This is a genomic window from Lysobacter oculi (assembly GCF_003293695.1).
Taxonomy (GTDB): Bacteria; Pseudomonadota; Gammaproteobacteria; order Xanthomonadales; family Xanthomonadaceae; genus Solilutibacter; species Solilutibacter oculi.
This window is the reverse complement of sequence record NZ_CP029556.1, coordinates 891,639-914,239: the sequence shown is the minus strand read 5'-3', so window position 1 is coordinate 914,239 and position 22,601 is coordinate 891,639. Positions and strand designations below refer to the sequence as shown.

22 protein-coding genes are annotated in these 22,601 nt (G+C 67.1%); 17 read left to right on the top strand and 5 right to left on the bottom strand.

Going from position 1 to position 22,601, the window contains the following annotated elements; genetic code table 11:
* The 4 genes from DCD74_RS04375 (at position 1) to DCD74_RS04360 (ending at position 4,354) form a co-directional block, all read left to right on the top strand.
* Positions 1–993 carry an MraY family glycosyltransferase gene (locus tag DCD74_RS04375; RefSeq protein WP_112926247.1) on the top strand — a complete coding sequence of 331 codons (993 nt, stop codon included), beginning with the start codon at positions 1–3 and terminating at the stop codon, positions 991–993.
* Positions 990–2,906: a polysaccharide biosynthesis protein gene (locus tag DCD74_RS04370; RefSeq protein WP_237049652.1), complete on the top strand. Its 1,917-nt coding sequence runs from the start codon at positions 990–992 to the stop codon at positions 2,904–2,906. The genes DCD74_RS04375 and DCD74_RS04370 overlap by 4 nt, the downstream gene beginning before the upstream one ends.
* 2 nt (positions 2,907–2,908) lie before the next feature.
* The gene (gene galU / locus DCD74_RS04365; RefSeq protein ID WP_112926246.1) at positions 2,909–3,808 is read left to right on the top strand and encodes a UTP--glucose-1-phosphate uridylyltransferase GalU; all 900 of its coding nucleotides are present in this window, start codon (positions 2,909–2,911) and stop codon (positions 3,806–3,808) included.
* 63 nt (positions 3,809–3,871) lie between these two features.
* On the top strand, positions 3,872–4,354 hold the full coding sequence (locus DCD74_RS04360; RefSeq protein ID WP_112926245.1) for a hypothetical protein: 483 nt from the start codon (positions 3,872–3,874) through the stop codon (positions 4,352–4,354).
* A 75-nt stretch (positions 4,355–4,429) separates the two neighbouring features.
* Here the strand turns inward: DCD74_RS04360 and DCD74_RS04355 are convergent, their stop codons facing one another.
* From DCD74_RS04355 to DCD74_RS04345, 3 genes are read right to left on the bottom strand one after another with little or no spacing between them, the layout of a single operon-like run.
* Positions 4,430–5,638, bottom strand: coding sequence for an acetyl-CoA C-acyltransferase (locus tag DCD74_RS04355; protein WP_112926244.1), 1,209 nt, complete (start codon positions 5,636–5,638; stop codon positions 4,430–4,432).
* A gap of 26 nt (positions 5,639–5,664) precedes the next feature.
* On the bottom strand, positions 5,665–8,037 hold the full coding sequence (locus DCD74_RS04350; RefSeq protein WP_112926243.1) for a 3-hydroxyacyl-CoA dehydrogenase/enoyl-CoA hydratase family protein: 2,373 nt from the start codon (positions 8,035–8,037) through the stop codon (positions 5,665–5,667).
* A gap of 55 nt (positions 8,038–8,092) precedes the next feature.
* On the bottom strand, positions 8,093–8,716 hold the full coding sequence (locus DCD74_RS04345; RefSeq protein ID WP_112926242.1) for a TetR/AcrR family transcriptional regulator: 624 nt from the start codon (positions 8,714–8,716) through the stop codon (positions 8,093–8,095).
* 235 nt (positions 8,717–8,951) lie between these two features.
* Here DCD74_RS04345 and ndk point away from each other — a divergent pair, with 235 nt between their 5' ends.
* From ndk to moeB, 8 genes are all read left to right on the top strand, one after another.
* On the top strand, positions 8,952–9,377 hold the full coding sequence (gene ndk, locus DCD74_RS04340) for a nucleoside-diphosphate kinase (RefSeq protein ID WP_112926241.1): 426 nt from the start codon (positions 8,952–8,954) through the stop codon (positions 9,375–9,377).
* A 4-nt stretch (positions 9,378–9,381) separates the two neighbouring features.
* Positions 9,382–10,530: a 23S rRNA (adenine(2503)-C(2))-methyltransferase RlmN gene (rlmN, locus tag DCD74_RS04335; protein ID WP_112926240.1), complete on the top strand. Its 1,149-nt coding sequence runs from the start codon at positions 9,382–9,384 to the stop codon at positions 10,528–10,530.
* Positions 10,517–11,332 carry a tetratricopeptide repeat protein gene (locus tag DCD74_RS04330; RefSeq protein WP_162615894.1) on the top strand — a complete coding sequence of 272 codons (816 nt, stop codon included), beginning with the start codon at positions 10,517–10,519 and terminating at the stop codon, positions 11,330–11,332. The genes rlmN and DCD74_RS04330 overlap by 14 nt, the downstream gene beginning before the upstream one ends.
* Positions 11,333–11,337: 5 nt before the next feature.
* Positions 11,338–12,111 (top strand): helix-turn-helix domain-containing protein, encoded by a 774-nt coding sequence (locus DCD74_RS04325; protein WP_237049651.1) that lies wholly within the window; start codon positions 11,338–11,340, stop codon positions 12,109–12,111.
* A gap of 73 nt (positions 12,112–12,184) precedes the next feature.
* Entirely contained in the window at positions 12,185–12,796 is a 612-nt protein-coding gene (locus DCD74_RS04320) for a YfgM family protein (protein WP_112926237.1), read from the top strand.
* Between the two features lie 42 nt (positions 12,797–12,838).
* Entirely contained in the window at positions 12,839–14,026 is a 1,188-nt protein-coding gene (gene bamB / locus DCD74_RS04315) for an outer membrane protein assembly factor BamB (protein WP_112926236.1), read from the top strand.
* 4 nt (positions 14,027–14,030) lie between these two features.
* Positions 14,031–15,431, top strand: a complete 1,401-nt coding sequence (gene der, locus DCD74_RS04310) for a ribosome biogenesis GTPase Der (RefSeq protein ID WP_112926235.1) — start codon at positions 14,031–14,033, stop codon at positions 15,429–15,431.
* A gap of 3 nt (positions 15,432–15,434) precedes the next feature.
* The gene (gene moeB / locus DCD74_RS04305; protein ID WP_112926234.1) at positions 15,435–16,511 is read left to right on the top strand and encodes a molybdopterin-synthase adenylyltransferase MoeB; all 1,077 of its coding nucleotides are present in this window, start codon (positions 15,435–15,437) and stop codon (positions 16,509–16,511) included.
* Here the strand turns inward: moeB and DCD74_RS04300 are convergent.
* A complete protein-coding gene (locus DCD74_RS04300; protein ID WP_237049650.1) occupies positions 16,508–17,278 on the bottom strand; it encodes an alpha/beta hydrolase in 771 nt (256 codons plus the stop codon). The two genes, moeB and DCD74_RS04300, sit on opposite strands and share 4 nt — an antisense overlap.
* 82 nt (positions 17,279–17,360) lie before the next feature.
* Here DCD74_RS04300 and folD point away from each other — a divergent pair, with 82 nt between their 5' ends.
* The 5 genes from folD (at position 17,361) to tadA (ending at position 22,087) form a co-directional block, all read left to right on the top strand.
* Positions 17,361–18,263: a bifunctional methylenetetrahydrofolate dehydrogenase/methenyltetrahydrofolate cyclohydrolase FolD gene (folD, locus tag DCD74_RS04295; protein ID WP_112926233.1), complete on the top strand. Its 903-nt coding sequence runs from the start codon at positions 17,361–17,363 to the stop codon at positions 18,261–18,263.
* Positions 18,264–18,318: 55 nt separating this feature from the next.
* On the top strand, positions 18,319–19,779 hold the full coding sequence (gene guaB, locus DCD74_RS04290; RefSeq protein WP_112926232.1) for an IMP dehydrogenase: 1,461 nt from the start codon (positions 18,319–18,321) through the stop codon (positions 19,777–19,779).
* An 8-nt stretch (positions 19,780–19,787) separates the two neighbouring features.
* Positions 19,788–19,919, top strand: coding sequence for a hypothetical protein (locus DCD74_RS13085; protein WP_257791649.1), 132 nt, complete (start codon positions 19,788–19,790; stop codon positions 19,917–19,919).
* A gap of 8 nt (positions 19,920–19,927) precedes the next feature.
* Positions 19,928–21,496 carry a glutamine-hydrolyzing GMP synthase gene (gene guaA / locus DCD74_RS04285; protein ID WP_112927653.1) on the top strand — a complete coding sequence of 523 codons (1,569 nt, stop codon included), beginning with the start codon at positions 19,928–19,930 and terminating at the stop codon, positions 21,494–21,496.
* A gap of 147 nt (positions 21,497–21,643) precedes the next feature.
* Complete coding sequence (gene tadA / locus DCD74_RS04280) at positions 21,644–22,087, top strand: tRNA adenosine(34) deaminase TadA (RefSeq protein ID WP_112926231.1); 444 nt, start codon at positions 21,644–21,646, stop codon at positions 22,085–22,087.
* Positions 22,088–22,117: 30 nt separating this feature from the next.
* On the opposite strand, the gene DCD74_RS04275 is transcribed toward tadA, so the two are convergent.
* Positions 22,118–22,582, bottom strand: coding sequence for a DUF2721 domain-containing protein (locus DCD74_RS04275; RefSeq protein ID WP_237049649.1), 465 nt, complete (start codon positions 22,580–22,582; stop codon positions 22,118–22,120).
* Between the last annotated feature and the right edge of the window lie 19 nt (positions 22,583–22,601).

Here is a 22,601-nt window from a genome sequence, read left to right as displayed (position 1 = left end):
ATGCCGATGTGGGCGTGGTTCTGCGTGGCGCTGGCCGCCACCTGGATCGGCACGGCGCTCGCGCGTCGCTACGCGCTTCGACGGAACCTGCTCGACCAGCCCGGTGAGCGACGCAATCATGTTGTAGCCACGCCACGCGGCGGCGGCATCGCCATGGTGCTGGTGATGTTGATGCTGCTGGTGGCGCTGGCCGCGACCCATGCGCCCGACGCCATGCCCTTGTTGCTGGCGGCGCTGTCCATCGCCTTGGTCGGCGGCGTTGGCTGGTGGGACGACCATCGTCCGCTACCGGTTGTTGTGCGGCTGGCTGTGCATCTGCTGGCCGCGGCCTGCATCGGCCTGGCCGGCTGGTCGGCGGGGTGGGGGGTATCGGCCAGCCTGTTGGGGATGGCGCTGGCCGCCGTCCTCATCAACTTCTGGAACTTCATGGACGGGATCGATGGCATCGCGGCCTCGCAGGCGATGCTGGTCGCCCTGTGCGGCGCGATGTTGCTGACCGGGGCATGGCAGGGCGTCTGCCTGGTGCTCGCGGGCGCATCGCTGGGGTTCCTGGCCTGGAACTTCCCGAAGGCGCGCATCTTCATGGGGGATGTCGGCAGCGGCGTGCTGGGCCTCGCGCTGGCATGGCTGTGGACCCGGGCTGCGGCGGAAAGCATCGTGCAGGGATGGTTGCTGCTGTTCGCACTGGCGCCGTTCTTGGTCGATGCGGGCATGACCCTGCTGCGGCGTATCTGGCGACGCGAACGCTGGTGGCAGGCGCATTCCACGCATACCTATCAACTATTGGCCCGGCGCTGGGGTTCGCATGTGCTCGTCACGATGGGCTACGCGGGTCTGACATGCCTGGGATGCCTGATCGCACTGGCCCTTCGCGATGTGAAAATTTCTTTCATCCTGACTGCGCTGGCCGCGTGGTATATCGCGCTTGTTATCATGTGGTGGATGTCGCGCACTTCCGCCACGGACAAGGCAGCCCACCGGAGCAGGGAATGAAGCTGGATCTGCGTGAACGATGGAGCGCGATGCTGCCACGCCTGCTCGTGGTCAGCCACGACCTGTTGATGGTCGCGTTCGCGTGGTGGGGCCTGCACTGGCTCCGCTACAGCATGCTTGCCGAAGGTGGCCTGCCTTCATTCGATTACATGCAGCTGGCGATCGTGCTGGGCGTCCAAGGCCTGGTGTTCTGGAAGGTCGGTCTCTATCGCGGACTGTGGCGCTTCGCCAGTGTCCCCGATCTCGCCAACTTGTTGAAAGCTGGGCTGGTGGGCCTGCTGGGCATCGTCATCGGCCTGTTTCTCTACAACAGGCTGCTGGGCGTGCCGCGAGGCGTTCTGGTGCTGTATCCGATCGCGATCGTGTCGCTCCTCGGCATGCCGCGACTGCTGTATCGCGCGTGGAAGGACAGCACGTTTGACCGCAGGCGCGAGTCGTCCGTCCGCATCCTGATCATGGGGGCGGGGCGAGCCGGCGAGGCATTGATCCGCGACCTGCTGCGCTCTGGAAATTATTCGCCGGTGGGCGTGCTGGATGACGCGCCCAGCCTGCGCGGCACCGAAGTCCATGGCGTGCCGGTATTGGGTAAGATCGAGGATGCGGGGGAAATCGCCCGCGAGACGGCGGCCCGCCTCATCGTGATCGCGATGCCGTCGATCAGCGCCGACCAGATGCAGCGCATCATCACCATCTGCGAATCGACCGGCCTGCCGTTCCGCATGGTGCCGAAGATTCAGGATGTCCTGAGCGGCCGTTCGCTGCCTGGCGAACTGAAGGAAGTCGCCATCGAAGATCTGCTGGGCCGTGATCCGGTACCACCGGATTGGCAGGCCATCCGTGGCTGGCTCGGTGGTCGCAGTGTCATGGTGACCGGTGCCGGTGGTTCCATCGGTTCCGAACTGTGCCGCCAGTGCGCCCGCAACGGCGCAACGCACCTGACCCTGATCGAGCAGGACGAACTCTCGCTGATGCGGATGCAGCAGGAACTGGCGCGCGATTTCCCGACCCTCTCCTGCTACCCGTTACTCGGCGACTGTGGCGATCCGGCCGTCGTGGCGCATGCCTTGTCACGGTATCCGGTGCAGGCCGTCTTCCACGCCGCCGCCTACAAGCAGGTGCCGGTGCTTGAAGACCAATTGCGCGAAGGCCTGCGTAACAACGCGCTGGCCACCCATGTCGTCGCCAAGGCAGCGGTCGAGGCAGGCGTCGGCACCTTCGTATTGATCTCAACCGACAAGGCGGTGGACCCGGTCAATGTGCTGGGTGCGAGCAAGCGCCTGGCGGAACTCGCCTGCCAGCTTCATGCGACGCGTGGCGAAACCGACTTCGTGACCGTGCGCTTCGGCAACGTGCTCGATTCAGCAGGCAGCGTGGTGCCGCTGTTCCGCGAGCAGATCCGCTTGGGCGGGCCGGTGACGGTCACCGATCCCGATGTGACGCGTTACTTCATGACGATCCCCGAGGCCTGCCAGCTGATCCTGCAGGCTTCGGCGATGGGCGCGCACGATGCGGTCTATACCCTCGACATGGGAGAGCCGGTGGCGATCCGCCACCTGGCCGAGCAGATGATCCGGCTGGCCGGCAAGCAGCCTGGCAAGGATGTGGCCATCGTCTATACGGGTCTGCGGCCGGGCGAGAAGCTGCACGAAACCCTCTTCCATGCGGACGAGGGTTATCGCCACACCAATCATCCCAAGATCCTGAGTGGCGAGATGCGCCCGCTGGATGCCGTCGCCATCGCCCGGTCGTTTGATGGCATCCAGGCTGCCGTAGCCTCGTATGACGAGGACACGCTCGCCGATCTGCTGCAGGAAGCGGTCCCCGAATTTTCCCCATCCGAAAGCGTGTCGTCTGACAGCCCGGCGGTTATCGTGCCGTTCCCGGGCCGTCGTGGTCGCGGCCGCAGGAGCTGAGCATGCAGGGCAAACCCATCCGCAAGGCGGTCTTCCCGGTCGCCGGGCTCGGAACGCGCTTCCTTCCCGCCACCAAAACCGTGCCGAAGGAGATGCTGCCGATCGTCGACAAGCCGCTGATCCAGTACGCGGTGGATGAAGCGATCGAAGCCGGCTGCGACACCCTGATCTTCATCACCAACCGCTACAAGCACGCGGTGGCCGACTACTTCGACAAGGCCTACGAACTTGAGCAGAAGCTTGAGAGTGCCGGCAAGACCCGCCAGCTTGAACTGATCCGCCATGTGCTGCCGGAGGGCGTACGCGCCATCTTCATCACCCAGTCCGAGGCACTCGGCCTGGGGCATGCCGTGCTCTGTGCGAAAGAGGTCGTGGGTGACGAGCCTTTCGCGGTGCTGTTGCCGGATGACCTGATCTGGAGCCGGGGCGACGGCGCCCTGAAGCAGATGGCCGAACACGCGCAGGCGAACGCATCCAGCGTCATCGCCGTGCAGGACGTGCCGCGCGCGCAGACCAGCAGCTACGGCATCGTGGATGCGCCGGATTTCACCGGACAGGCAGGGCAGATCAAGGCCATCGTCGAAAAGCCGTCACCCGAGACGGCACCCAGCACGCTGGCCGTGGTGGGGCGCTACGTCCTGTCACCTGCGATCTTCGGGCTGCTTGAACAGACGCCGCGCGGCGCCGGCGGCGAAATCCAGCTCACCGACGCCATCGCCACGCTGTTGGGGCACGAGGCGGTGGATGCCTTCCGCTTCCATGGCACCCGGTTCGACTGCGGCACCCACCTCGGCCTGATCGAGGCGACGCTGCGTTACGCCCTCGACCATGAACAGCTGAGTGGTCCGGCCCGGCAGATGATGCAGTCGGCGCTGGATGAATTGGGCGTGGTGGAAACCTGAGGGTTCATCAGGCGCTTTTGTCGTGATATAGAGAGCTCTCACTGGAAACCATCGGGACCTGCAATGTCGAAACATCTCAATGCGCTCATTCTGGGCGTCGGCCTGGCCATGATGGCCGTGCCTGTGATGGCCATGGGCCAAGACGCGCGCGTCGAGACCACGAGCGTGCCGGCCATCATCGAAAACCTGGACAGCATCGACACCGCCTTGGCCGCGAACGACCCGCGCCTGGCCGCCTTGAGCGAGAAGGACAAGCTGGATCTCGCCAAGCACAAGGAGAAGGTCCGGGGCCTGTTGTCCGGCAAGCAGACAATCGACGAACTGCAGTCGCGCGACCGGATTGCCGCCTTCAATTCGCTTGAAGTCATCCACGGCATCGTGACCGGCAAGCGCGAGGACCGGGTGGTTTGCCGTCGCGAGCACAAGCTGGGCAGCAACCGCCCGGAAACCAACTGCATGACCGCCAAGGAGCGCGAACAGGCCCGTGAGGCGGCGGTGCAGGCCATGGCCGTGCGCGGGAAGATGCTGCGGCAGGAAGGTATGTAAGCCTGCGGTCGAAAATCGAGCAACAAAAAGGGCCGGAAATTCCGGCCCTTTTTCATTTCCAGATGGCAGCTTCGATCAGAGCGCTTCGAACACGCCGGCCGCGCCCATGCCGGTGCCGATGCACATCGTCACCAGGCCGTATTTCTGCTGGCGGCGACGCAGGCCGTGGACGATGGTCGCGGTGCGGATGGCACCGGTCGCGCCCAGCGGGTGGCCGAGCGCGATGGCGCCGCCGAGCGGGTTGACCTTGGACGGGTCCAGCTTGCTGTCGCGGATAACCGCCAACGCCTGTGCGGCGAAGGCTTCGTTGAGCTCGATCCAGTCGATCTGGTCCTGGGTCAGGCCGGCCTGCTTGAGCGCCTTCGGGATCGCGGCGATCGGTCCGATGCCCATCACTTCCGGGCGCACGCCGGCCACCGAGAAGCTGACGAAGCGGGCGAGGGGCGTCAGTCCGTAATCCTTGATCGCCTGCTCGGAGGCCAGCAGCACCGCGGCGGCGCCATCGCTCATCTGCGAGCTGTTGCCCGCGGTGACCGTGCCGCCGAATTGTCCGTTGCGGAACACCGGCTTGAGTTTCGCCAGGGTTTCCATGCTGGTACCGGGGCGCGGGCCTTCGTCGGTATCGGCGATCTTCTCGCGGGTCAGGATGCGGCTGCCATCGGACAGGTCGGGCACATGACTGACGATGTCGTAGGGGGTGATCTCGTCCTTGAACTCGCCGGCGGCGATGGCGGCCAGCGCCTTCTCGTGCGAGGCGACGGCGAACGCGTCCTGGTCCTCGCGGCTGACCTTCCACTCTTCGGCCACCTTCTCGGCGGTGATGCCCATGCCGTAGGCGATGGCCACGTGGTCGTCCTTGAACACCGACGGCGACAACGCGACCTTGTTGCCCATCATCGGCACCATCGACATCGACTCGGTGCCGCCGGCCAGCATCAGGTCGGCATTGCCGAGGCGGATCTGGTCGGCGGCCATCGCGACCGCCTGCAGGCCGGACGAGCAGAAACGGTTGACCGTCTGCGCGGCGACCGTGTTCGGCAGGCCGGCCAGCAGCACGCCGATGCGCGCCACGTTCATGCCTTGCTCGGCTTCCGGCATCGCGCAGCCGATGATGGCGTCGTCGATGCGCGAAAGGTCGATGCCCGGCGCCTGCGCGACGACGGCTTTCAGCACGTGCGCCAGCATGTCGTCGGGGCGGGTGTTGCGGAACATGCCCTTCGGCGCCTTGCCCACCGGGGTGCGGGTGGCGGCGACGATATAGGCCTCTTGTACTTGCTTGCTCATGGTCTTGTCCTTGTCTCGTCGCGAGGTCAGTTGCGCAGCGGCTTGCCGGTCTTGAGCATGTGCTCGATGCGGGCCTGGGTCTTCTCCTGCTGCGCCAGTTCCACGAAATGCTTGCGTTCCAGGCGGATCAGCCAGTCCTCGTCAACGGTGGCGCCGCGGTCCACTTCGCCGCCGCAGAGGATGGTGGCGATGCGGCGTGCGATCTCGTCGTCGTAGGGGCTGATGAAGCGGCCTTCCAGCATGTTCACCAGCAGCATGCGGAAGGTGGCGATGCCGACGTCGCCGGCCACGCGGACATTGCGCGCGGGCAGCGGCGGGCGGTAACCGGCTTCGGCCATCGCCTTGGCTTCGGCCTTGGCCACGACCAGCAGCTCGTAGGCGTTCATTACCACGCGGTCGTTCGGGCGCAGCAGGCCGAGTTCCTTGGCTTCGAGCGCCGAGGCCGAGACCTTCGCCATCGCCACGGTCTCGAAGACCTTCTTGAGTTCGGCGAAGACATCCCCGTTCGGGCCTGCGGCCTGCGAGGCGCGCACGGCGAATTCCTTCAGGCCGCCACCCGCCGGCAACAGGCCGACGCCGGCCTCGACCAGCCCGATGTAGCTCTCCAGGTGCGCGACGGTCTTGGCCGAATGCATCTGGAATTCGCAGCCACCGCCCAACGCCAGGCCGCGCACGGCGGCGACGACCGGCACCAGCGAATACTTGATCGCCTGGCTGGTCTTCTGGAAGTTGGCGACCATCGCCTCGAACGCATCGACCTTGCCTTCCTTCAGCAGGCCGAGCGCACCGGCCAAGTCGGCGCCTGCGGAGAACGGCTCGGCCGCCTGCCAGATCACCAGGCCCTTGAACTGCTTTTCGGCGATGGCGATCGCTTCCTGCAGGCCGTTGAGCACCTGGTCGTTCACGGTGTGCAGCTTGGTCTTGAAGCTGACCACGGCGATGTCGTCGCCGTCGTCGGCCCACAGGCGCACGCCTTCGTTTTCCCAGACCGTCGTGCCCTGCGCGAACTTCTCGCCCAGCATCGGGTCGGGGAAGCGCTGGCGCTGGTAGACGGGCAGGGCGGAGCGGGCGATGTCCTTGTCCTGCGTCGGGCTGTAGCTGCCATCGGCGGCGTACATGCCATCACGCGACAGCACCCAGGCCGGCAGCGGCGCATCGCTCATGGCCTTGCCGGCGGCGATGTCCTCGGCGATCCATTCCGCCACCTGCTTCCAGCCGGCGGCCTGCCAGGTCTCGAACGGACCGAGCTTCCAGCCATAGCCCCAGCGGATGGCCAGGTCGACGTCGCGCGCGGTCTCGGCGATGTCCTTCAGGTGGTAGGCGGCGTAATGGAACAGGTCGCGGAAGATCGCCCACAGGAACTGCGCCTGCGGATGCGCACTGGCACGCAGCGCGGCGAACTTCCTGGCCGGGTCGCGTTCCTTCAGGATCGCCACGACTTCCGGGTCGGCTTCCATGTTGGAGGCGACGTAATCCCCCTTCGCGACATCCACCACCATGATGTCCTTGCCGACCTTGCGGAAGATGCCGGCGCCGGTCTTCTGGCCCAGCGCGCCTTTCTCCACCAGCGCCTGCAGCCAGGCCGGGGCGGTGAAATACTGGTGCCACGGGTCGTCGGGCAGGGTGTCGGCCATGGTCTTGATGACGTGGGCCATGGTGTCCAGGCCGACCACATCGGCGGTGCGATAGGTGGCCGACTTCGGGCGGCCCAGCAGCGGGCCGGTCAGCGCGTCCACCGTGTCGAAGCCGAGCTTGGACTGCGCGGTGTGGTGCATGGTGGCGAGGATCGAGAACACGCCGATGCGGTTGCCGATGAAGTTCGGCGTGTCACGCGCGATCACCACGCCCTTGCCGACATAGGTGGTCAGGAAGCTTTCCAGCCCTTCCATCACCCAGCCTTCGGTGTGGCGGGTGGGGATCAGCTCGACCAGGTACATGTAGCGCGGCGGGTTGAAGAAATGCACGCCGCAGAAACGGTGGCGCAGTTCTTCCGGCAGCACGTCGGACAGCTTGTTGATGCCCAGGCCCGAGGTGTTTGAAGCCAGCACCGCGTGCTTCGGCACGTGCGGGGCGATCTTCTTGTACAGGTCCTGCTTCCAGTCCATGCGCTCTGCGATGGCCTCGATGATCAGGTCGCAGCTTTCCAGCTCCTTCAGGCCGGTCTCGTAGTTGGCCGGCACGATGGCCTCGGCCAGCTGCCTGCTGCCGAGCGGGGCGGGCGAGAGCTTGCCCAGGTTGGCGATGGCCTTCTGCACCACGCCGTTGGGATCACCCTCCTTGGCGGGCAGGTCGAACAGCACGGTGTCGATGCCGGCGTTGACGAGCTGGGCGGCGATCTGCGCGCCCATCACGCCCGCGCCCAGCACGGCGACGCGACGGATCAGGAGTTTTTCGGTCATGTCTGGCTCCACGGAAAAGAGATGGCCCGGCCGGCGTCGCCGATCGGGAGGGAAATCAGGGTTCGGCCTTCAGGCCGGCGGCGGCGAAGGCGATCAGTTCGTCGGCGGCGCGGCGCTGGTGGGTTTCCTCGGACACGCCGCTGGGCCGCTTGATCGCGCCGAAGTCGGCCATGGCATAGGTCAGCGCACCGGAAATGAAGTCCAGCCGCCAGTACAGCTGCTCCTTGCCCAGGCCCGGCAGGCAGGTGGCCAGCGCCTTGGCGAAATCGCGCAGCACATGGCCATAGCGGGCCGACAGGAAGGCGCGCAGGCTGTCGTTCTTCTCGGCATAGGCACGGGCGATGACGCGGATGAAGGCGACGCCGCCGCCACGGTCGTGGCTGACCGCCAGCGCCGGGATGACGAAGGCGCGCAGGATCGGCTCGATGGCGCCGGGATGCTCGGCAACCGCCTGTTCCAGCAGGGAAATCCGCGCGTCGCTCATCTCGTCCATGCGGCGGCGGAAGACCTCGTTGATGAGGTTTTCCTTGCTGCCGAAGTGGTAGTTGACCGCCGCGATGTTGACGTCCGCGCGGCTGGTGACCTCGCGCAGCGAGGTGCCGGCAAAGCCCTGTTGCGCGAACAGGCCCTCGGCGGCGTTGAGGATGCGGTCCTTGGTGCTGAACTGGGCGGTGCTCATGCCATGCAATGCCTGATTCAAACGATTGATTGACTTTGCCGCATCCGGGGGCGGGTCGTCAAGCGTCCGCCGACGCGTGGCGGCACCCGCGCGGCTTAACCGGGCTGTGTACGCCGCGTCAAGCATTCGTTAGACTATTCGGTCAATAGTCCCGCTAAACCCGCGATTTTGCGCGGAATTGGCTCCCACCCGTACGCGGGCGTCTGCCCGTGGCCCAAGCAAACCGGAGAACCCCATGGCGCAGGAGCGCACCCTTTCCATCATCAAGCCCGACGCCGTCGCCAAGAACGTTATCGGCGAGATCTACTCGCGTTTCGAGAAGAACGGCCTGAAGGTCGTGGCCTCGAAGATGAAGCAGCTGTCCAAGCAGGAAGCCGAAGGCTTCTACGCGGTCCACCGCGAGCGTCCGTTCTTCGGCGCGCTGGTCAACTTCATGATCTCCGGCCCGGTGATGATCCAGGTGCTGGAAGGCGAGGGCGCGGTGCTGAAGAACCGCGAGCTGATGGGCGCCACCAACCCGAAGGAAGCGGCCGCCGGCACCATCCGCGCCGACTTCGCGGACTCCATCGACGCCAACGCCGTGCACGGTTCCGACTCGCTGGAGAACGCCGCGATCGAGATCGCGTACTTCTTCCCGGCCACGGACGTCATCGGCCGCTGATGCCATGAACGAAGCGCAGCGCCAGAACCTGCTGGAGCTGGACCGCGAAGGTCTGGAGCGCTTTTTCGTCGAGACCCTCGACGAAAAGCGCTTCCGCGCGCATCAGGTGATGAAGTGGATCCACCACCGCCACGTCACCACCTTTGAGGAAATGACCGATCTGGGCAAGGCGCTGCGGGCCAAGCTCGAAACGCATGCCCAGATCGTCGTGCCCAACGTCATGTTCGACAAGGGCTCGGAAGACGGCACCCACAAGTGGCTGCTCGGCATGGATGGCGGCAACGCCATCGAGACCGTCTACATCCCCGACAAGGGCCGCGGCACGCTCTGCGTGTCCTCACAGGTGGGCTGCGCGCTCAACTGCACGTTCTGCTCGACCGCGACGCAGGGCTTCAACCGCAACCTCTCCACCGCCGAGATCATCGGCCAGGTGTGGGTGGCCGGCCGCCACCTCGGCAACGTCCCGCACCGCGAGCGCCGCCTCACCAACGTGGTGATGATGGGGATGGGCGAGCCGCTGATGAATTTCGACAACGTCGTGCGCGCGATGAGCGTGATGCGCGACGACCTCGGCTACGGGCTGGCCAACAAGCGCGTCACCCTGTCGACCGCCGGCCTGGTGCCGATGATCGACCGCCTCGCCGTGGAGAGCGACGTGTCGCTGGCGGTGTCGCTGCACGCGCCGTTCGACGAGCTGCGCAACGAGCTGGTGCCGCTCAACAAGAAGTACGACATCGAAACCCTGATGGACGCCTGCGTGCGCTACGCGCTGCGCAAGAAGGGCGAGTCGGTGACGTTCGAATACACGCTGATGAAGGGCGTCAACGACAAACCCGAGCACGCCCGCGCGCTGGCCGCGCTGATGCGCGATTTCGACCGCCGCGTGCAGATGAGCGATGCCGCCAAGGTCAACCTGATTCCGTTCAACCCGTTCCCCGGCACGCGCTATGCACGCTCCAGCGCCGAGGACATCCGCGCCTTCCAGAAGGTGCTGAACAACGCCGGGCTGGTCGCGCCGGTCCGCCGCACGCGCGGCGACGACATCGATGCCGCCTGTGGCCAGCTCAAGGGTCAGGTCCTCGACCGTACCCGCCGTCAGGCCGAGCACGCCAAGCGCCTCCAGCAACAGGGAGATGTCGATGCCGCGGCTTGACCGTCTCCTGCCGGGTCTCTGCATCGTGCTGGCCCTGTGCGCCAGTGCGGGCTGCAACCGCCTCACCTTCATCAAGCCCAACCTGAGCAAGATGGAAGTCGAACAGGTGCGCCAGCCGGTCGTGGCGCACGACAGCCCGGCGGTGCGGGCCCGCATCTCCGCACAGCAGCAGATTTCCGCCGCCTCCGCTGCCTTCGAGCAGGGCGACATCGCGGCCGCCGAGAAGGGCGCCCGGGTTGCGCTCAAGGCCGATCCGCAGTCGGTCGACGCGCACACCCTGATGGGCATCATCGCCGAGCGTGCCGGCCGGTCGCAGGAAGCGGGCGGCTGGTTCAAGAAAGCCGCCGAGCTGTCGCAGGGCCGCCCGTCGGAAGCCTCCAATTACGGTGCCTGGCTGTGCAACCAGGGCAATACCGTGGAAGCCCTGCGCTATTTCGATTACGCCGCCCAGTCGCAGTCCGGCGAGGAGCGTGCGGGCAGCCTGGCCAATGCCGGCACCTGCGCGCTGCGTGGCGGCCTGGACACCCGCGCCGAACCCTATCTGCGCCAGGCCATCGGTCTCGATCCGCAGAATCCGCTCGCGCTCGAATCGCTGGCCGGCCTGTCGCTCAAGCAGGGGCAGGCGATGGAGGCACGCGCCTTCATCGAGCGTCGCATCGCCATTCCCCCGGTCACCGCCAGCGTGCTGTCTACCGCATCACAGATTGAAACGCGGCTGGGTGACAGCCGCGCCGCGGCCCTGTATCGGCAACGCCTGCAGGCTGAATTTCCGACATCCAATCCCCCGTTCCCCGGTCAATGAACGTCATGACGAGTGCCCAGACTCCCGACAACCAGCAGGCCTGCGGCCAGCGCCTGCGCATGGCCCGCGAAAACGCCGGCTGGAGCCTTGAGCAGGCCAGCACGCAGTCGCGCATGCAGGTGAAGGTGCTCACCGCGCTGGAAAGCGGGGACTGGTCGAAGCTGGGTGCCCCGGTCTTCGTGCGCGGCCAGCTGCGCAGCTACGCGCGCCTGCTGGGCGTCAACGCCGAGGCACTGCTGGCCGAAGCCGACATCGCGCCGGTTCGGCCGGTCGAGCTGGTGAGCCACGAACACACGCCCGGCTGGGAACGCTTCTTCAACCAGCTCGGCAGCAAGATCGTCTACGTCGTGATGACGCTGGGCCTGGCGATTCCGGTCTACATGGTCGCCACCCGGTCGCCGGTGTCCGAGCAGCAGCAGGCCCAGCTGGAACAACAGCAGCAGGGTGCCGAGCTGATGCCGAAGCCGCGTGAGCCGGTGGTGGCGTCGATGGCATCGCTGCCCAAGCCCGCGCCGGCGGCGTTGAGCTTCGAATTCGACGGCGAAAGCTGGGTCCAGTTCTATGCGCCCGACGGCAGCACGCTGGAGAAGGGGCTGATGAAGCCGGGCGACCGCAAGCAGTTCGCGGCAGGCCAGCTGGGCCGCGTCGTCATCGGCAACGCCTCGGAAGTACGCATCCTGCGGGCCGGCCAGCCGGTCGATTCCACGCCCTGGCTCAAGTCGAACGTCGCCCGCTTTGCGGTATCCTCTGACGGCTCGCCGGTCGCTTCGGCCGACTGAGGCATTCCGCCGCCCACGGGCGGTTCCCTGAAGCTTAGACACCGCGCCCGACGCGGTCCGGGTATCCGTTTCCATGGATGAACTTCTGAACGAACACGAGCAGGGCGAAATGGTCCGCTCGTGGTTGCAGCGCAACGCCAGCGGCCTGATCGGCGGCATCGCGCTGGGTCTCGCATTGATCTACGGCTGGCACTGGTGGCAGGGCCAGCAGGGCAGCAAGGCGCAGGCCGTGGCCGGCGACTACGACCAGTTCGAGCAGGCCCTGGCCAGCAGCCCGGACGGCGCCGCCAAGCTCGCCAAATCCAAGTTGGCCGGCACGCCTTATTCGGCCGTCGCCGCGCTTGAACTCGCCAAGGTGCAGGTCGATGCCGGCCAGGAAGCCGCCGCGCTCGCCACCTTGCAGGCCGCCAAGTCCACCGACCCGGCGCTCGCGCTGGTGCTGCGCCAGCGCACCGCCGAATTGCTGGTCGCCACCGGCAAGCCCGCCGATGCCGTGCAGCTGCTGGGCAAGTCGGTCGATGCCGGCTCGCTTGAAGTGCTGGGCGACGCGCAGGCCAAGCTCGGCAAGACGACCGAAGCGCAGCAGAGCTACCGCCAGGCGCTGCGCACGCTGGAAGAAGGTTCACCGGAGCGTCAAGTTGTGGAACTCAAGCTCGCCGATGTCGGCGGCCAGTCCGCTTCCTGATCCCGCACACGCGTCCCTTCGCGCCCCCACAAGGAAAACCGAATGACATCCAACCGTTCCGCCATCCGTGTTCTCGGCCTCGTCGCCTGCGTCGCCGTCCTCGGCGGCTGCACCACGCTCAAGGGCTGGTTCGGCGGCAAGAAGGGGGCGGAAACCAAGCCTGCCGCGCTGGTCGAATTCACCCCGGACGCACGCATCGACCGCGTCTGGACGGCGAACCTCGGCGGCGGCGATGGCCGTATCGGCGTCGGCCAGCGTCCGGTGGTTTCCGAAGGCCGCGTGTATGCGGCGGGTGGCGGCAACACGGTGCGTGCGCTCGACCTGCAGAGCGGCCAGGCCGTGTGGACGTGGTCGGGTGACAAGGGCGGCCGCTTTGCCGGTGGCCCGGGCGTCGGCCAGGGCATCGTCGCGGTGGGTGGTCTGGATGGCGATGTCGTCGCGCTGGACGCCTCGACCGGCGCCGAGAAGTGGAAAGCCAATCTGTTGAACGAAGTCATCGCCGCGCCGGCCATCGGTGGCGGCATGGTCTTCGTGCGTTCCAACGATGGCCGCGTCACCGCCTTCGACGCCAACAACGGCGAGAAGCGCTGGAGCTGGCGCGCCGACATGCCTGCGCTGACGGTGCGCGGCAATGCCGGCCTGACGCTGGGCCCGGGTTACCTCTTCGTCGGCAACGACAACGGCAAGATCGTCGCGCTGTCCGCCGCCGACGGCAGCGAGCTGTGGGACATGACCGTCGCCCAGCCGGAAGGCCGTAGCGAGCTGGATCGCATGAATGATGTCGATGGCGCACCGCTGCTCGAAGGCAGCACGCTCTACGTCAGCAGCTACAAGCCGCAGACCATGGCGATCGACGCGCCGACCGGCCGCCCGCTCTGGGTGCAGCAGGGGCAGGGCGGCGTGGGTGGCATCGGCTTCAACGGCAGCCGCCTCGCCGTGACCGACGCGCATGACGTGGTCTGGGCGCTGGATGCGACCTCGGGTGCGCCGATGTGGAAGCAGCCTTCCTATCCGCGTCGCGCGCTGACCGCGCCGGCCATCATCGGCAACCACGTGGTGGCCGGTGACTACGACGGTTACCTGCACTGGTTCTCGCTGGACGACGGCCATATGAGCGCGCGGGTGCGTGTCTCGCGCAAGCCGCTGCGTGCCCAGCCGGTGGTGGCGGACGGCCTCCTGCTCGCGCAGGACACCGACGGCAACCTGAGCGCCTACCGCGTGGGCCAGTAATCCGATGTTGCCGACCGTTGCGCTGGTAGGGCGGCCCAATGTCGGCAAGTCCACGCTGTTCAATGCGCTGACGCGCAGCCGTGACGCCCTGGTCCACGACCAGCCCGGCGTCACCCGTGACCGCCACTACGGCGTCTGCCGCCTCCGCGAGGACCAGCCGTTCGTGCTGGTCGATACCGGCGGCATCGCCGGCAACGAGGAAGGTCTGGCTGGCGCCACCGCGCGCCAGGCCCGCGCCGCGGCGGAAGAAGCCGACCTCGTCCTGTTCGTGGTCGATGGCCGTGAAGGCCCGTCCGCGCTGGATGACGAAATCCTGCGCTGGCTGCGCAAATCCGGCCGCCCGGTGCTGCTGGTGGTCAACAAGGTCGATGGCCTGGACATCCGCCAGTCGGTGGGCGAGTTCGCCCGCTACGGTTTCGAGGATGTGGTGCCGACCGCCGCTTCGCACCGTTCGGGCATCGACGACCTGCTGGACGAGGTCTATCCGCGCCTGCCCGAAGCCGGCAGCGGCGAAAGCCTCGACACCGACCCGGAGCGCGTCCGCATCGCCTTCATCGGTCGCCCCAACGTCGGCAAATCGACGCTGGTGAACCGCATCCTCGGCGAGGAGCGGATGATCGCCTCCGACGTGCCGGGCACGACCCGCGACTCCATCGCCATCGACATCGAACGCGACGGCCGCAAGTACCGCCTGATCGACACCGCCGGCCTGCGCCGCAAGTCGCGCGTGGACGAGGCGGTCGAGAAGTTCTCCGCGGTCAAGACCCTGCAGGCGATCGAGGAATGCCAGGTCGCCGTGCTGATGCTCGACGCCACCGAAGGCGTGACCGACCAGGACGCCACCGTGCTCGGCGCCATCCTCGACGCCGGCCGCGCGCTGGTCGTCGCCATCAACAAATGGGACGGCCTGTCCGACTACACCCGCCAGCAGGCCGAAGACCTGTTGTCGCGCAAACTCGCCTTCGTCGACTGGGCGGAAGCGGTGCGCATCTCGGCGCTGCACGGCTCCGGCCTGCGTGAGCTGTTCCGCGCGATCCACCGCGCGCACGGCTCGGCGACCCGCGAATTCGGCACCAGCGAGGTCAACCTCGCCATCGAAATCGCCTACGAAACGCATCCGCCGGCGGTCGTGCGCGGCCATGTGCCCAAGCTGCGTTTCGCCCACCCGGGCGGCAGCAACCCGCCGACCTTCATCATCCACGGCACGCGCCTGCGCACGCTGCAGGAGAGCTACAAGCGCTATCTGGAGAACTTCTTCCGCAAGCGCTTCAAGCTGATCGGCACGCCGGTGCGTTTCGTCTTCAAGGAAGGCGAGAACCCGTACAAGGACAAGAAGAACGTGCTGAGCGAGCGGCAGGTGGCCAAGAAGCGCCGGCTGATCCGCCACGTCAAGCGCAAGAACTGATCCATGGGCGTGCGGCTGCTGACCCCGGCCGAAGCGCGCGCGCGACGCGAAGCCGGTGCGCGGCTCATCGACATCCGCAACGAGACCGAACGCGCCAGCGGCATGGCCGAAGGTGCCGAGGCGATCGGGCAGGACCTGTTGCTGGAAGATGCCGCTTCCGTTTTGCCGCGCGATGCCGAGATCCTGCTGCTCTGCCAGCGCGGCCTGCGTTCGAAGGCGACGGCGGAGGTGATGGCGGGGCAGGGTTTCGACACCATCGCCAGCGTCGAAGGCGGCACCGAAGCCTGGCGCGATGCCGGCCTGCCGATGATCGCCGCCCGCGAAGACGCCGATTTCCTCGAACGCTATTCGCGGCAGATGCGCCTGCCGGAGATCGGCATCGAAGGCCAGCGGGTGTTGAGCCGGTCACGCATCGTGATCATCGGCGCGGGCGGGCTGGGTGCGCCGTCATCGTTGTATCTGGCGGCGGCGGGCATCGGCCATCTGCGGCTGGTGGATGACGACATCGTCGACCGCAGCAACCTGCAGCGGCAGGTGGTGGATGTCGATGCCGGCGTGGACTCGGCCGCGAAAGTGGATTCCGCCCGCGAACGGCTGCTGGCGCTCAATCCGACCATCGACATCGAGAGCATCAACTTGCGGGTGGATGCAGGCAATGTCGATGCGCTCATCGCTGATGCCGATGTGGTGATCGACGGCGCCGACAACTTCCCGGTGCGCCACGTGCTCAACGACGCCTGCCTGCGGCTCGGCAAGTCGCTGGTGTACGGCGCGGTGCAGCGTTTCCACGGGCAGGCGAGTGTGTTCGATGCCGGGCGTCGTCGTGGCGAAGCGCCGTGCTACCGCTGCCTGTTCCCCGAAGCGCCGGAGGATGCGCCCAACTGCGCCGAGGCCGGTGTGCTGGGCGTGGTGCCGGGCATCATCGGGCTGGTGCAGGCCACCGAAGCGCTCAAGCTGCTGCTCGGCTTCGGCGAGCCGTTGACCGGCAGGTTGCTGCAGTTCGATGCGCTGGCGATGCGGTTCCGCGAGACCCGCGTGCGCCCGGATCCGGACTGCCCGGCCTGCGGCAGCCGCGACTAGCGCAGGAAGGCGGCAAGCGCCTGGCCATAGGCCGGCGACGTGGACAGGGAATCGTGGCTGCCTTCGATCGCCACCACCTGTGTGGTGGGTGGCAGCGCGGCCAGCAATTCATCGGTATTCGCCGCCGGCACCACGCGGTCCTCGCTGGCACGCAGGACCAGCGTGGGTTCGCGGCGTCCGCGCAGCCAGTCGGCGCTGTCGTAACGCTCGCGCAGTAACAGGCCCACCGGCAGCCACGGGTAATGCACCTTCGCCACCTTGCCCAGCGAGTCGAACGGCGTGACCAGCACCAGTTTCGCGACGGGGCGTTGGCTCGCCACCCATGCCGCGACGCCGCTGCCGAGACTGCGCCCGACCACCGCGACGGGTTGCCCGGGATGCCGCTTCGCCACCTCGTCGTAGAGCGCCAGTGCGTCGGCGAGCATGGCGTCGCGGGCGGGCTCGCCGTCGCTGCCGCCGTAGCCGCGATAGGGCACGACGTAGCGGGTCCAGCCCGCGCAGCATCCGGCCAGCTGGGCGCGGGCGGATTGCAGGGTTTCCGCGTTGCCGCCGAAGTAGAGCAGGGCGCGTGGTTTCCCGGGACGGTCTTCCCAGCCGCGAAGGTGGACGCCATCGGGGCGGAGGATGTCGAAATTGCTGGCGACATCGGCATCGCCCCGCGTCATGTCGGGGAAATAGACCAGCCGGCGTTGGCCGAAGTAAAAGCCGGCCAGTACCAGCGCCAGCAGGCTTGCCGCAAGCAGCGCGACGCCCAGAATCGTCTTCAAAATCCATTCCTTTGAACGCCCGCGACAGCATGCCCGGTTTCGCGGCGATAATGGCGACCCCGCGCAGCCAGGCCCGCATCGCATGACCCACGCCCGCATCCTCGACGGCAAACGCATCGCCGATGAAGCCCTGCACGCGATGAAGGCCGAGGTGGATGCCCGGGTCGCCGCCGGCAAGCCGCGCCCGGGGCTGGCCGTGGTGCTGGTGGGCGATGATCCGGCCTCGCAGTCCTACGTGCGCAACAAGCGCCGCGCCGCCGGCATCGTCGGCATCCAGACCATCGACCACAACCTGGCGACGACGACCGAAGCCGAGCTGCTCGACCTCATCGACCGGCTCAATGCCGATCCGGCCGTCCACGGCATCCTGGTGCAGCTGCCGCTGCCCGGCATTCCCGACGCCTCGCGGCTGATCGAACGCATCGACCCGAAGAAGGATGTCGATGGCTTCCACCCGATGAATGTCGGCCACCTGGCGCTGCGCCAGTTCGGCCTGCGCCCCTGTACGCCGCGCGGCATCGTCCACCTGCTGAAACAGACCGGCGAACCGATCCGCGGCGCCAACGCGACGATCGTCGGGGTGTCCAACCACGTCGGCCGGCCGATGGCGATGGAGCTGCTGATCGCCGGCTGCACGGTGACCTGCTGCCACCGTTTCACCCCACCGGAGGTGCTGGAAGCCTCGGTGCGCAACGCGGACATATTGGTCGTCGCGGTCGGCAAGCCGGCGCTGGTGCCGGGCGAATGGGTGAAGCCGGGCGCGGTGGTGATCGATGTCGGCATCAACCGCACCGACGACGGCCGGCTGGTCGGCGATATCGGGTTTGATGCTGCCGCCGAACGCGCCGCGTGGATCACGCCGGTGCCGGGCGGGGTGGGGCCGATGACCGTCGCCACCCTGATGCGCAACACGCTGGAGGCCGTGGAGTTGCAGGAAAGCGGCCGCGAGCCGGCCGGCCCCGAGCAGCAGCCACTGGCGCGTTAGCGGCGCGGGCGGGAAACGCGGTAGAATGTCGCGCTTCCCAGACCCCGGATCCCGCATGCTCCGCATCCTGGCCGAAGCGCTCACCTACGACGACGTCTCGCTCGTCCCCGCGCATTCCAGCGTCCTGCCCAAGGACGTCTCGCTCGCCTCCCGCCTCACCAACAGCCTCACGCTGAAGCTGCCGATCGTTTCGGCGGCGATGGACACGGTGACCGACGCCCGCCTCGCCATCGCCATGGCGCAACTGGGCGGCATCGGCATCCTGCACAAGAACATGAGCTGGCAGGACCAGGCGGCCAGCGTGGCGCGGGTCAAGAATTTCGAATCCGGCATCATCCGGGAGCCGTTCACGGTCACCCCCGAGGCGACCATCGGCGAAGTGCTCAAGCTCACCCGCGCCCGCAACATCAGCGGCGTGCCGGTGGTCGACGCGCAGGGCCAGCTGGTCGGCATCGTCACCGGCCGCGACATGCGCTTCGAGAAGAAGCTGGACGACCCGATCTACAACATCATGACCCGCAAGGAAAAGCTGATCACGGTGAAGGAAGGGGCCAGCGACGACGAGGTGCTGGAAAAGCTGCACCGCCATCGCATCGAGAAGGTGCTGGTGGTGAATGATGATTTCGCGCTGCGCGGGCTCATCACCGTCAAGGACATCCAGAAGAAGCGCGACAACCCCAACGCCGCCTACGACACCGACGAGCAGTTGCTGGTCGGCGCGGCGGTCGGCGTGGGTGGCGACACCGAGCAGCGCATCGAGGCGCTGGTGGCCGCCGAAGTGGACGTGATCATCGTCGATACCGCGCACGGCCATTCGCAGGGCGTGATCGACCGCGTGGCCTGGGCCAAGAAGACCTACCCGAAGCTGCAGGTGATCGGCGGCAACATCGTCACCGGCGATGCCGCGCTGGCGCTGATGGATGCGGGCGCGGATGCGGTGAAGGTCGGCGTCGGTCCGGGTTCGATCTGCACCACCCGCGTCGTGGCCGGCGTGGGCGTGCCTCAGATCACCGCGATCTCGATGGTCGCCGAGGCGCTGCAGGACCGCATCCCGCTGATCGCCGATGGCGGCATCCGCTACTCCGGCGACCTGGGCAAGGCGCTGGTGGCCGGCGCATCGACCATCATGATCGGCGGCCTGTTTGCCGGCACCGAGGAAAGCCCGGGCGAAACCGAGCTGTTCCAGGGCCGCAGCTACAAGAGCTATCGCGGCATGGGCTCGCTGGGCGCGATGGAGAAGGGGTCGAAGGACCGCTATTTCCAGGACACCGCCGATGCCGACAAGCTGGTGCCGGAAGGCATCGAAGGCCGCGTGCCTTATCGAGGGCCGCTGTCGGGCGTGGTCCACCAGCTGGCCGGCGGCCTGCGCGCGACGATGGGTTACTGCGGCTGTTCCAGCATCGAAGAGATGCGCACGAAGCCGCAATTCGTGAAAGTCACCGGCGCGGGCCAGCGTGAGTCGCACGTCCATGACGTGCAGATCACCAAGGAACCGCCGAACTACCGCGCCGGCTGATCATCCCCATGTTCCGTCGCCGTAAGCCGCTGTGGCTGATGCTGCTGATGGCCGCGGTGATCATCGCAGCCTGGCTGGCGGTGTTCCGCCACCAGACCCAATCCATTGACTGCGCCACCGGCGCGACCGAGCCCTGCTGACCGTGACCATGACGCGCGCCCACGACATCCACAGCGACAAGATCCTCATCCTCGATTTCGGCGCGCAGTACACCCAGCTGATCGCCCGCCGCATCCGCGAGATCGGCGTGTATTGCGAAATCTGGGCCTGGGACCACGACCCGGCGGAGATCGCCGCGTTCGCGCCGAAGGGCATCATCCTCAGTGGCGGCCCGGAGTCCACCACCGAAGCCGGTTGTCCCGCCGCGCCGGCGCAGGTGTTCGATGCCGGCACGCCGATCCTCGGCATCTGCTACGGCATGCAGACGCTGGCCAAGCAACTGGGCGGTGATACCGAAGCCGGCAACCAGCGCGAGTTTGGCCACGCCGAGCTGGAACTGGTGGGCGAGGATGCGCTGATGTCGGTGCTGAAGTCGCTGCCCGACGGCACCAATGTCTGGATGAGCCACGGCGATCACGTGTCGAAGGCGCCGCCCGGTTTCAGCGTGACCGCGAAGACCGACCGCCTCGGCATCGCCGCCTTCGCCGACGACGCCAGGAAGATCTACGGCGTGCAGTTCCACCCGGAAGTGACCCATACCCGCGGCGGCGAAGCGCTGCTGCGCCGGTTCGTGGTCGACATCTGCGGCTGCGAAACGCTGTGGACGCCGGCCAACATCATCGAAGACCAGATCGCCCGCGTCCGCGAGCAGGTGGGGTCGGATGAAGTGATCCTGGGGCTGTCGGGCGGCGTGGATTCGTCGGTGGTCGCGGCGCTGCTGCATCGCGCGATCGGTGACCAGCTGACCTGCGTGTTCGTCGATACCGGCCTGCTGCGCTGGCAGGAAGGCGACCAGGTGATGGCGATGTTCGCCGAGCACATGGGCGTCAAGGTGGTCCGCGTGAATGCCGCCGATCGCTACTTCGACAAGCTCAGGGGCGTCGAGGATCCGGAGGCCAAGCGCAAGATCATCGGCAACCTGTTCGTCGATATTTTCGACGAAGAGTCGAACAAGCTCAGCAATGCCAATTGGCTGGCGCAGGGCACCATCTACCCGGACGTGATCGAGTCCGCCGGCAGCAAGACCGGCAAGGCGCATGTCATCAAGAGCCACCACAACGTGGGCGGCCTGCCCGAAGACATGAAGCTCGGCCTAGTCGAGCCGCTGCGCGAGCTGTTCAAGGACGAGGTGCGCCGCCTGGGTGTTGAACTCGGCCTGCCGCGCGAGATGGTCTATCGCCATCCGTTCCCCGGTCCGGGCCTGGGTGTGCGCATCCTGGGCGAAGTGAAGCGCGAATACGCCGAACTGCTGGCGCAGGCCGATGCCATCTTCATCGACGAACTGCGTCGCGCCGATCTCTACGACAAGACCTCGCAGGCTTTCGCGGTGTTCCTGCCGGTGAAGTCGGTGGGCGTGGTCGGTGACGCCCGCGCCTACGAATGGGTCATCGCGCTGCGCGCGGTGGAGACCATCGACTTCATGACCGCACACTGGGCGCACCTGCCGTACGAGTTCCTGGGCCGGGTGAGCAACCGCATCATCAACGAGCTGCGCGGCGTCTCGCGGGTGGTCTACGACATCAGCGGAAAGCCGCCGGCGACGATCGAGTGGGAATGAACGGACTGCGCGGCATGCCGCGCAGTCCGTTCATTGCCCCGCCGGGCAGGCGGGGCCGGGATTGCCCCGCCGAGTAGGCGGGGCCGGGGCGAGGAGGCAGGGGGCGTGGTGAATTCTGAGCCGCAGACTGAGCGCGATCAGCACTGGATGCACCAGGCGCTGACGCGTGCCGCGCGCGCGCGCGACGAGGACGATGAAATTCCCGTCGGTGCGCTGGTCGTGGATGCCGATGGCAATCTCGTCGGCGAAGGCTGGAACCGCAACATCAGCGAACATGATCCATCCGCGCACGCGGAGATCGTGGCGCTGCGCCAGGCCGGCAAAGTGTTAGGCAACCATCGCCTGATCGGGGCGACGCTCTACGTGACCCTGGAGCCCTGCGCGATGTGCGCGATGGCGATGGTGCATGCGCGGGTGGCGCGCGTCGTTTACGGCGCAACCGATCCCAAGACCGGCGCGGCCGGCAGCGTGTTCGACCTGTTGGCCGACCCGAGGCATAACCATCGTGTCGAGGTGGCGGGTGGGGTGCTGGGTGAACTGGCTGGCCCGATGCTGACGGAGTACTTCAGGGCCAAGCGACGCAAGGACTGAGCTGCGGCTTCGCGGCATGCAGAGGCCGGCTCAGATCCTGCGGCGGGCCAGCTCCTGATCCAGTTCCGCATCGAAGCTCTTCACCGCCAGGCTGACCTCGCGCCACATCGCCACGCTGGAACCCAGCAGGAACATCACGCCCACCACGGCCAGCAGGGTCGGCAGCGCGCCCAGCCTGAAGCCGAGGAAGGCATCCATGGCCAAGGCCAGGCTGGTACCGACGAAAGCGGCGAACCCGCCGTAGAGCAGGCGGCAGGCGCGCAGCACCAGGTGCGCACGCTGGCGATGGCGCAGGATCTGCTCGTCGCGCTCGGCGCGGTCCGGTGCATCCAGCTCCCAGGCGACGATCAGGCTGCGCAGGCGATCGACCACGCGCGCAAGCCGCGTATTGGCGGCGGCCAGCAAGGCGGCGGTGGCGGTCAGGAAGAACGCCGGCGCCAGCATCGCGGTGAGGATCGCGTAGTGGCCAAGGGCGGATGAAGCGTTCTGCAGCATGTCGGTGTCCCTGATGAGC

What these genes read in the sequence shown, in the direction of transcription:
- DCD74_RS04375 (WP_112926247.1), top strand. Translation starts at nt 1, where the DNA reads ATGCCGATGTGGGCGTGGTTCTGCGTGGCGCTGGCCGCCACCTGGATC.
- DCD74_RS04370 (WP_237049652.1), top strand. Translation starts at nt 990, where the DNA reads ATGAAGCTGGATCTGCGTGAACGATGGAGCGCGATGCTGCCACGCCTG.
- galU (WP_112926246.1), top strand. Translation starts at nt 2,909, where the DNA reads ATGCAGGGCAAACCCATCCGCAAGGCGGTCTTCCCGGTCGCCGGGCTC.
- DCD74_RS04360 (WP_112926245.1), top strand. Translation starts at nt 3,872, where the DNA reads ATGTCGAAACATCTCAATGCGCTCATTCTGGGCGTCGGCCTGGCCATG.
- DCD74_RS04355 (WP_112926244.1), bottom strand. Translation starts at nt 5,638, where the DNA reads ATGAGCAAGCAAGTACAAGAGGCCTATATCGTCGCCGCCACCCGCACC.
- DCD74_RS04350 (WP_112926243.1), bottom strand. Translation starts at nt 8,037, where the DNA reads ATGACCGAAAAACTCCTGATCCGTCGCGTCGCCGTGCTGGGCGCGGGC.
- DCD74_RS04345 (WP_112926242.1), bottom strand. Translation starts at nt 8,716, where the DNA reads ATGAGCACCGCCCAGTTCAGCACCAAGGACCGCATCCTCAACGCCGCC.
- ndk (WP_112926241.1), top strand. Translation starts at nt 8,952, where the DNA reads ATGGCGCAGGAGCGCACCCTTTCCATCATCAAGCCCGACGCCGTCGCC.
- rlmN (WP_112926240.1), top strand. Translation starts at nt 9,382, where the DNA reads ATGAACGAAGCGCAGCGCCAGAACCTGCTGGAGCTGGACCGCGAAGGT.
- DCD74_RS04330 (WP_162615894.1), top strand. Translation starts at nt 10,517, where the DNA reads ATGCCGCGGCTTGACCGTCTCCTGCCGGGTCTCTGCATCGTGCTGGCC.
- DCD74_RS04325 (WP_237049651.1), top strand. Translation starts at nt 11,338, where the DNA reads ATGACGAGTGCCCAGACTCCCGACAACCAGCAGGCCTGCGGCCAGCGC.
- DCD74_RS04320 (WP_112926237.1), top strand. Translation starts at nt 12,185, where the DNA reads ATGGATGAACTTCTGAACGAACACGAGCAGGGCGAAATGGTCCGCTCG.
- bamB (WP_112926236.1), top strand. Translation starts at nt 12,839, where the DNA reads ATGACATCCAACCGTTCCGCCATCCGTGTTCTCGGCCTCGTCGCCTGC.
- der (WP_112926235.1), top strand. Translation starts at nt 14,031, where the DNA reads ATGTTGCCGACCGTTGCGCTGGTAGGGCGGCCCAATGTCGGCAAGTCC.
- moeB (WP_112926234.1), top strand. Translation starts at nt 15,435, where the DNA reads ATGGGCGTGCGGCTGCTGACCCCGGCCGAAGCGCGCGCGCGACGCGAA.
- folD (WP_112926233.1), top strand. Translation starts at nt 17,361, where the DNA reads ATGACCCACGCCCGCATCCTCGACGGCAAACGCATCGCCGATGAAGCC.
- guaB (WP_112926232.1), top strand. Translation starts at nt 18,319, where the DNA reads ATGCTCCGCATCCTGGCCGAAGCGCTCACCTACGACGACGTCTCGCTC.
- DCD74_RS13085 (WP_257791649.1), top strand. Translation starts at nt 19,788, where the DNA reads ATGTTCCGTCGCCGTAAGCCGCTGTGGCTGATGCTGCTGATGGCCGCG.
- guaA (WP_112927653.1), top strand. Translation starts at nt 19,928, where the DNA reads ATGACGCGCGCCCACGACATCCACAGCGACAAGATCCTCATCCTCGAT.
- tadA (WP_112926231.1), top strand. Translation starts at nt 21,644, where the DNA reads ATGCACCAGGCGCTGACGCGTGCCGCGCGCGCGCGCGACGAGGACGAT.
- DCD74_RS04275 (WP_237049649.1), bottom strand. Translation starts at nt 22,582, where the DNA reads ATGCTGCAGAACGCTTCATCCGCCCTTGGCCACTACGCGATCCTCACC.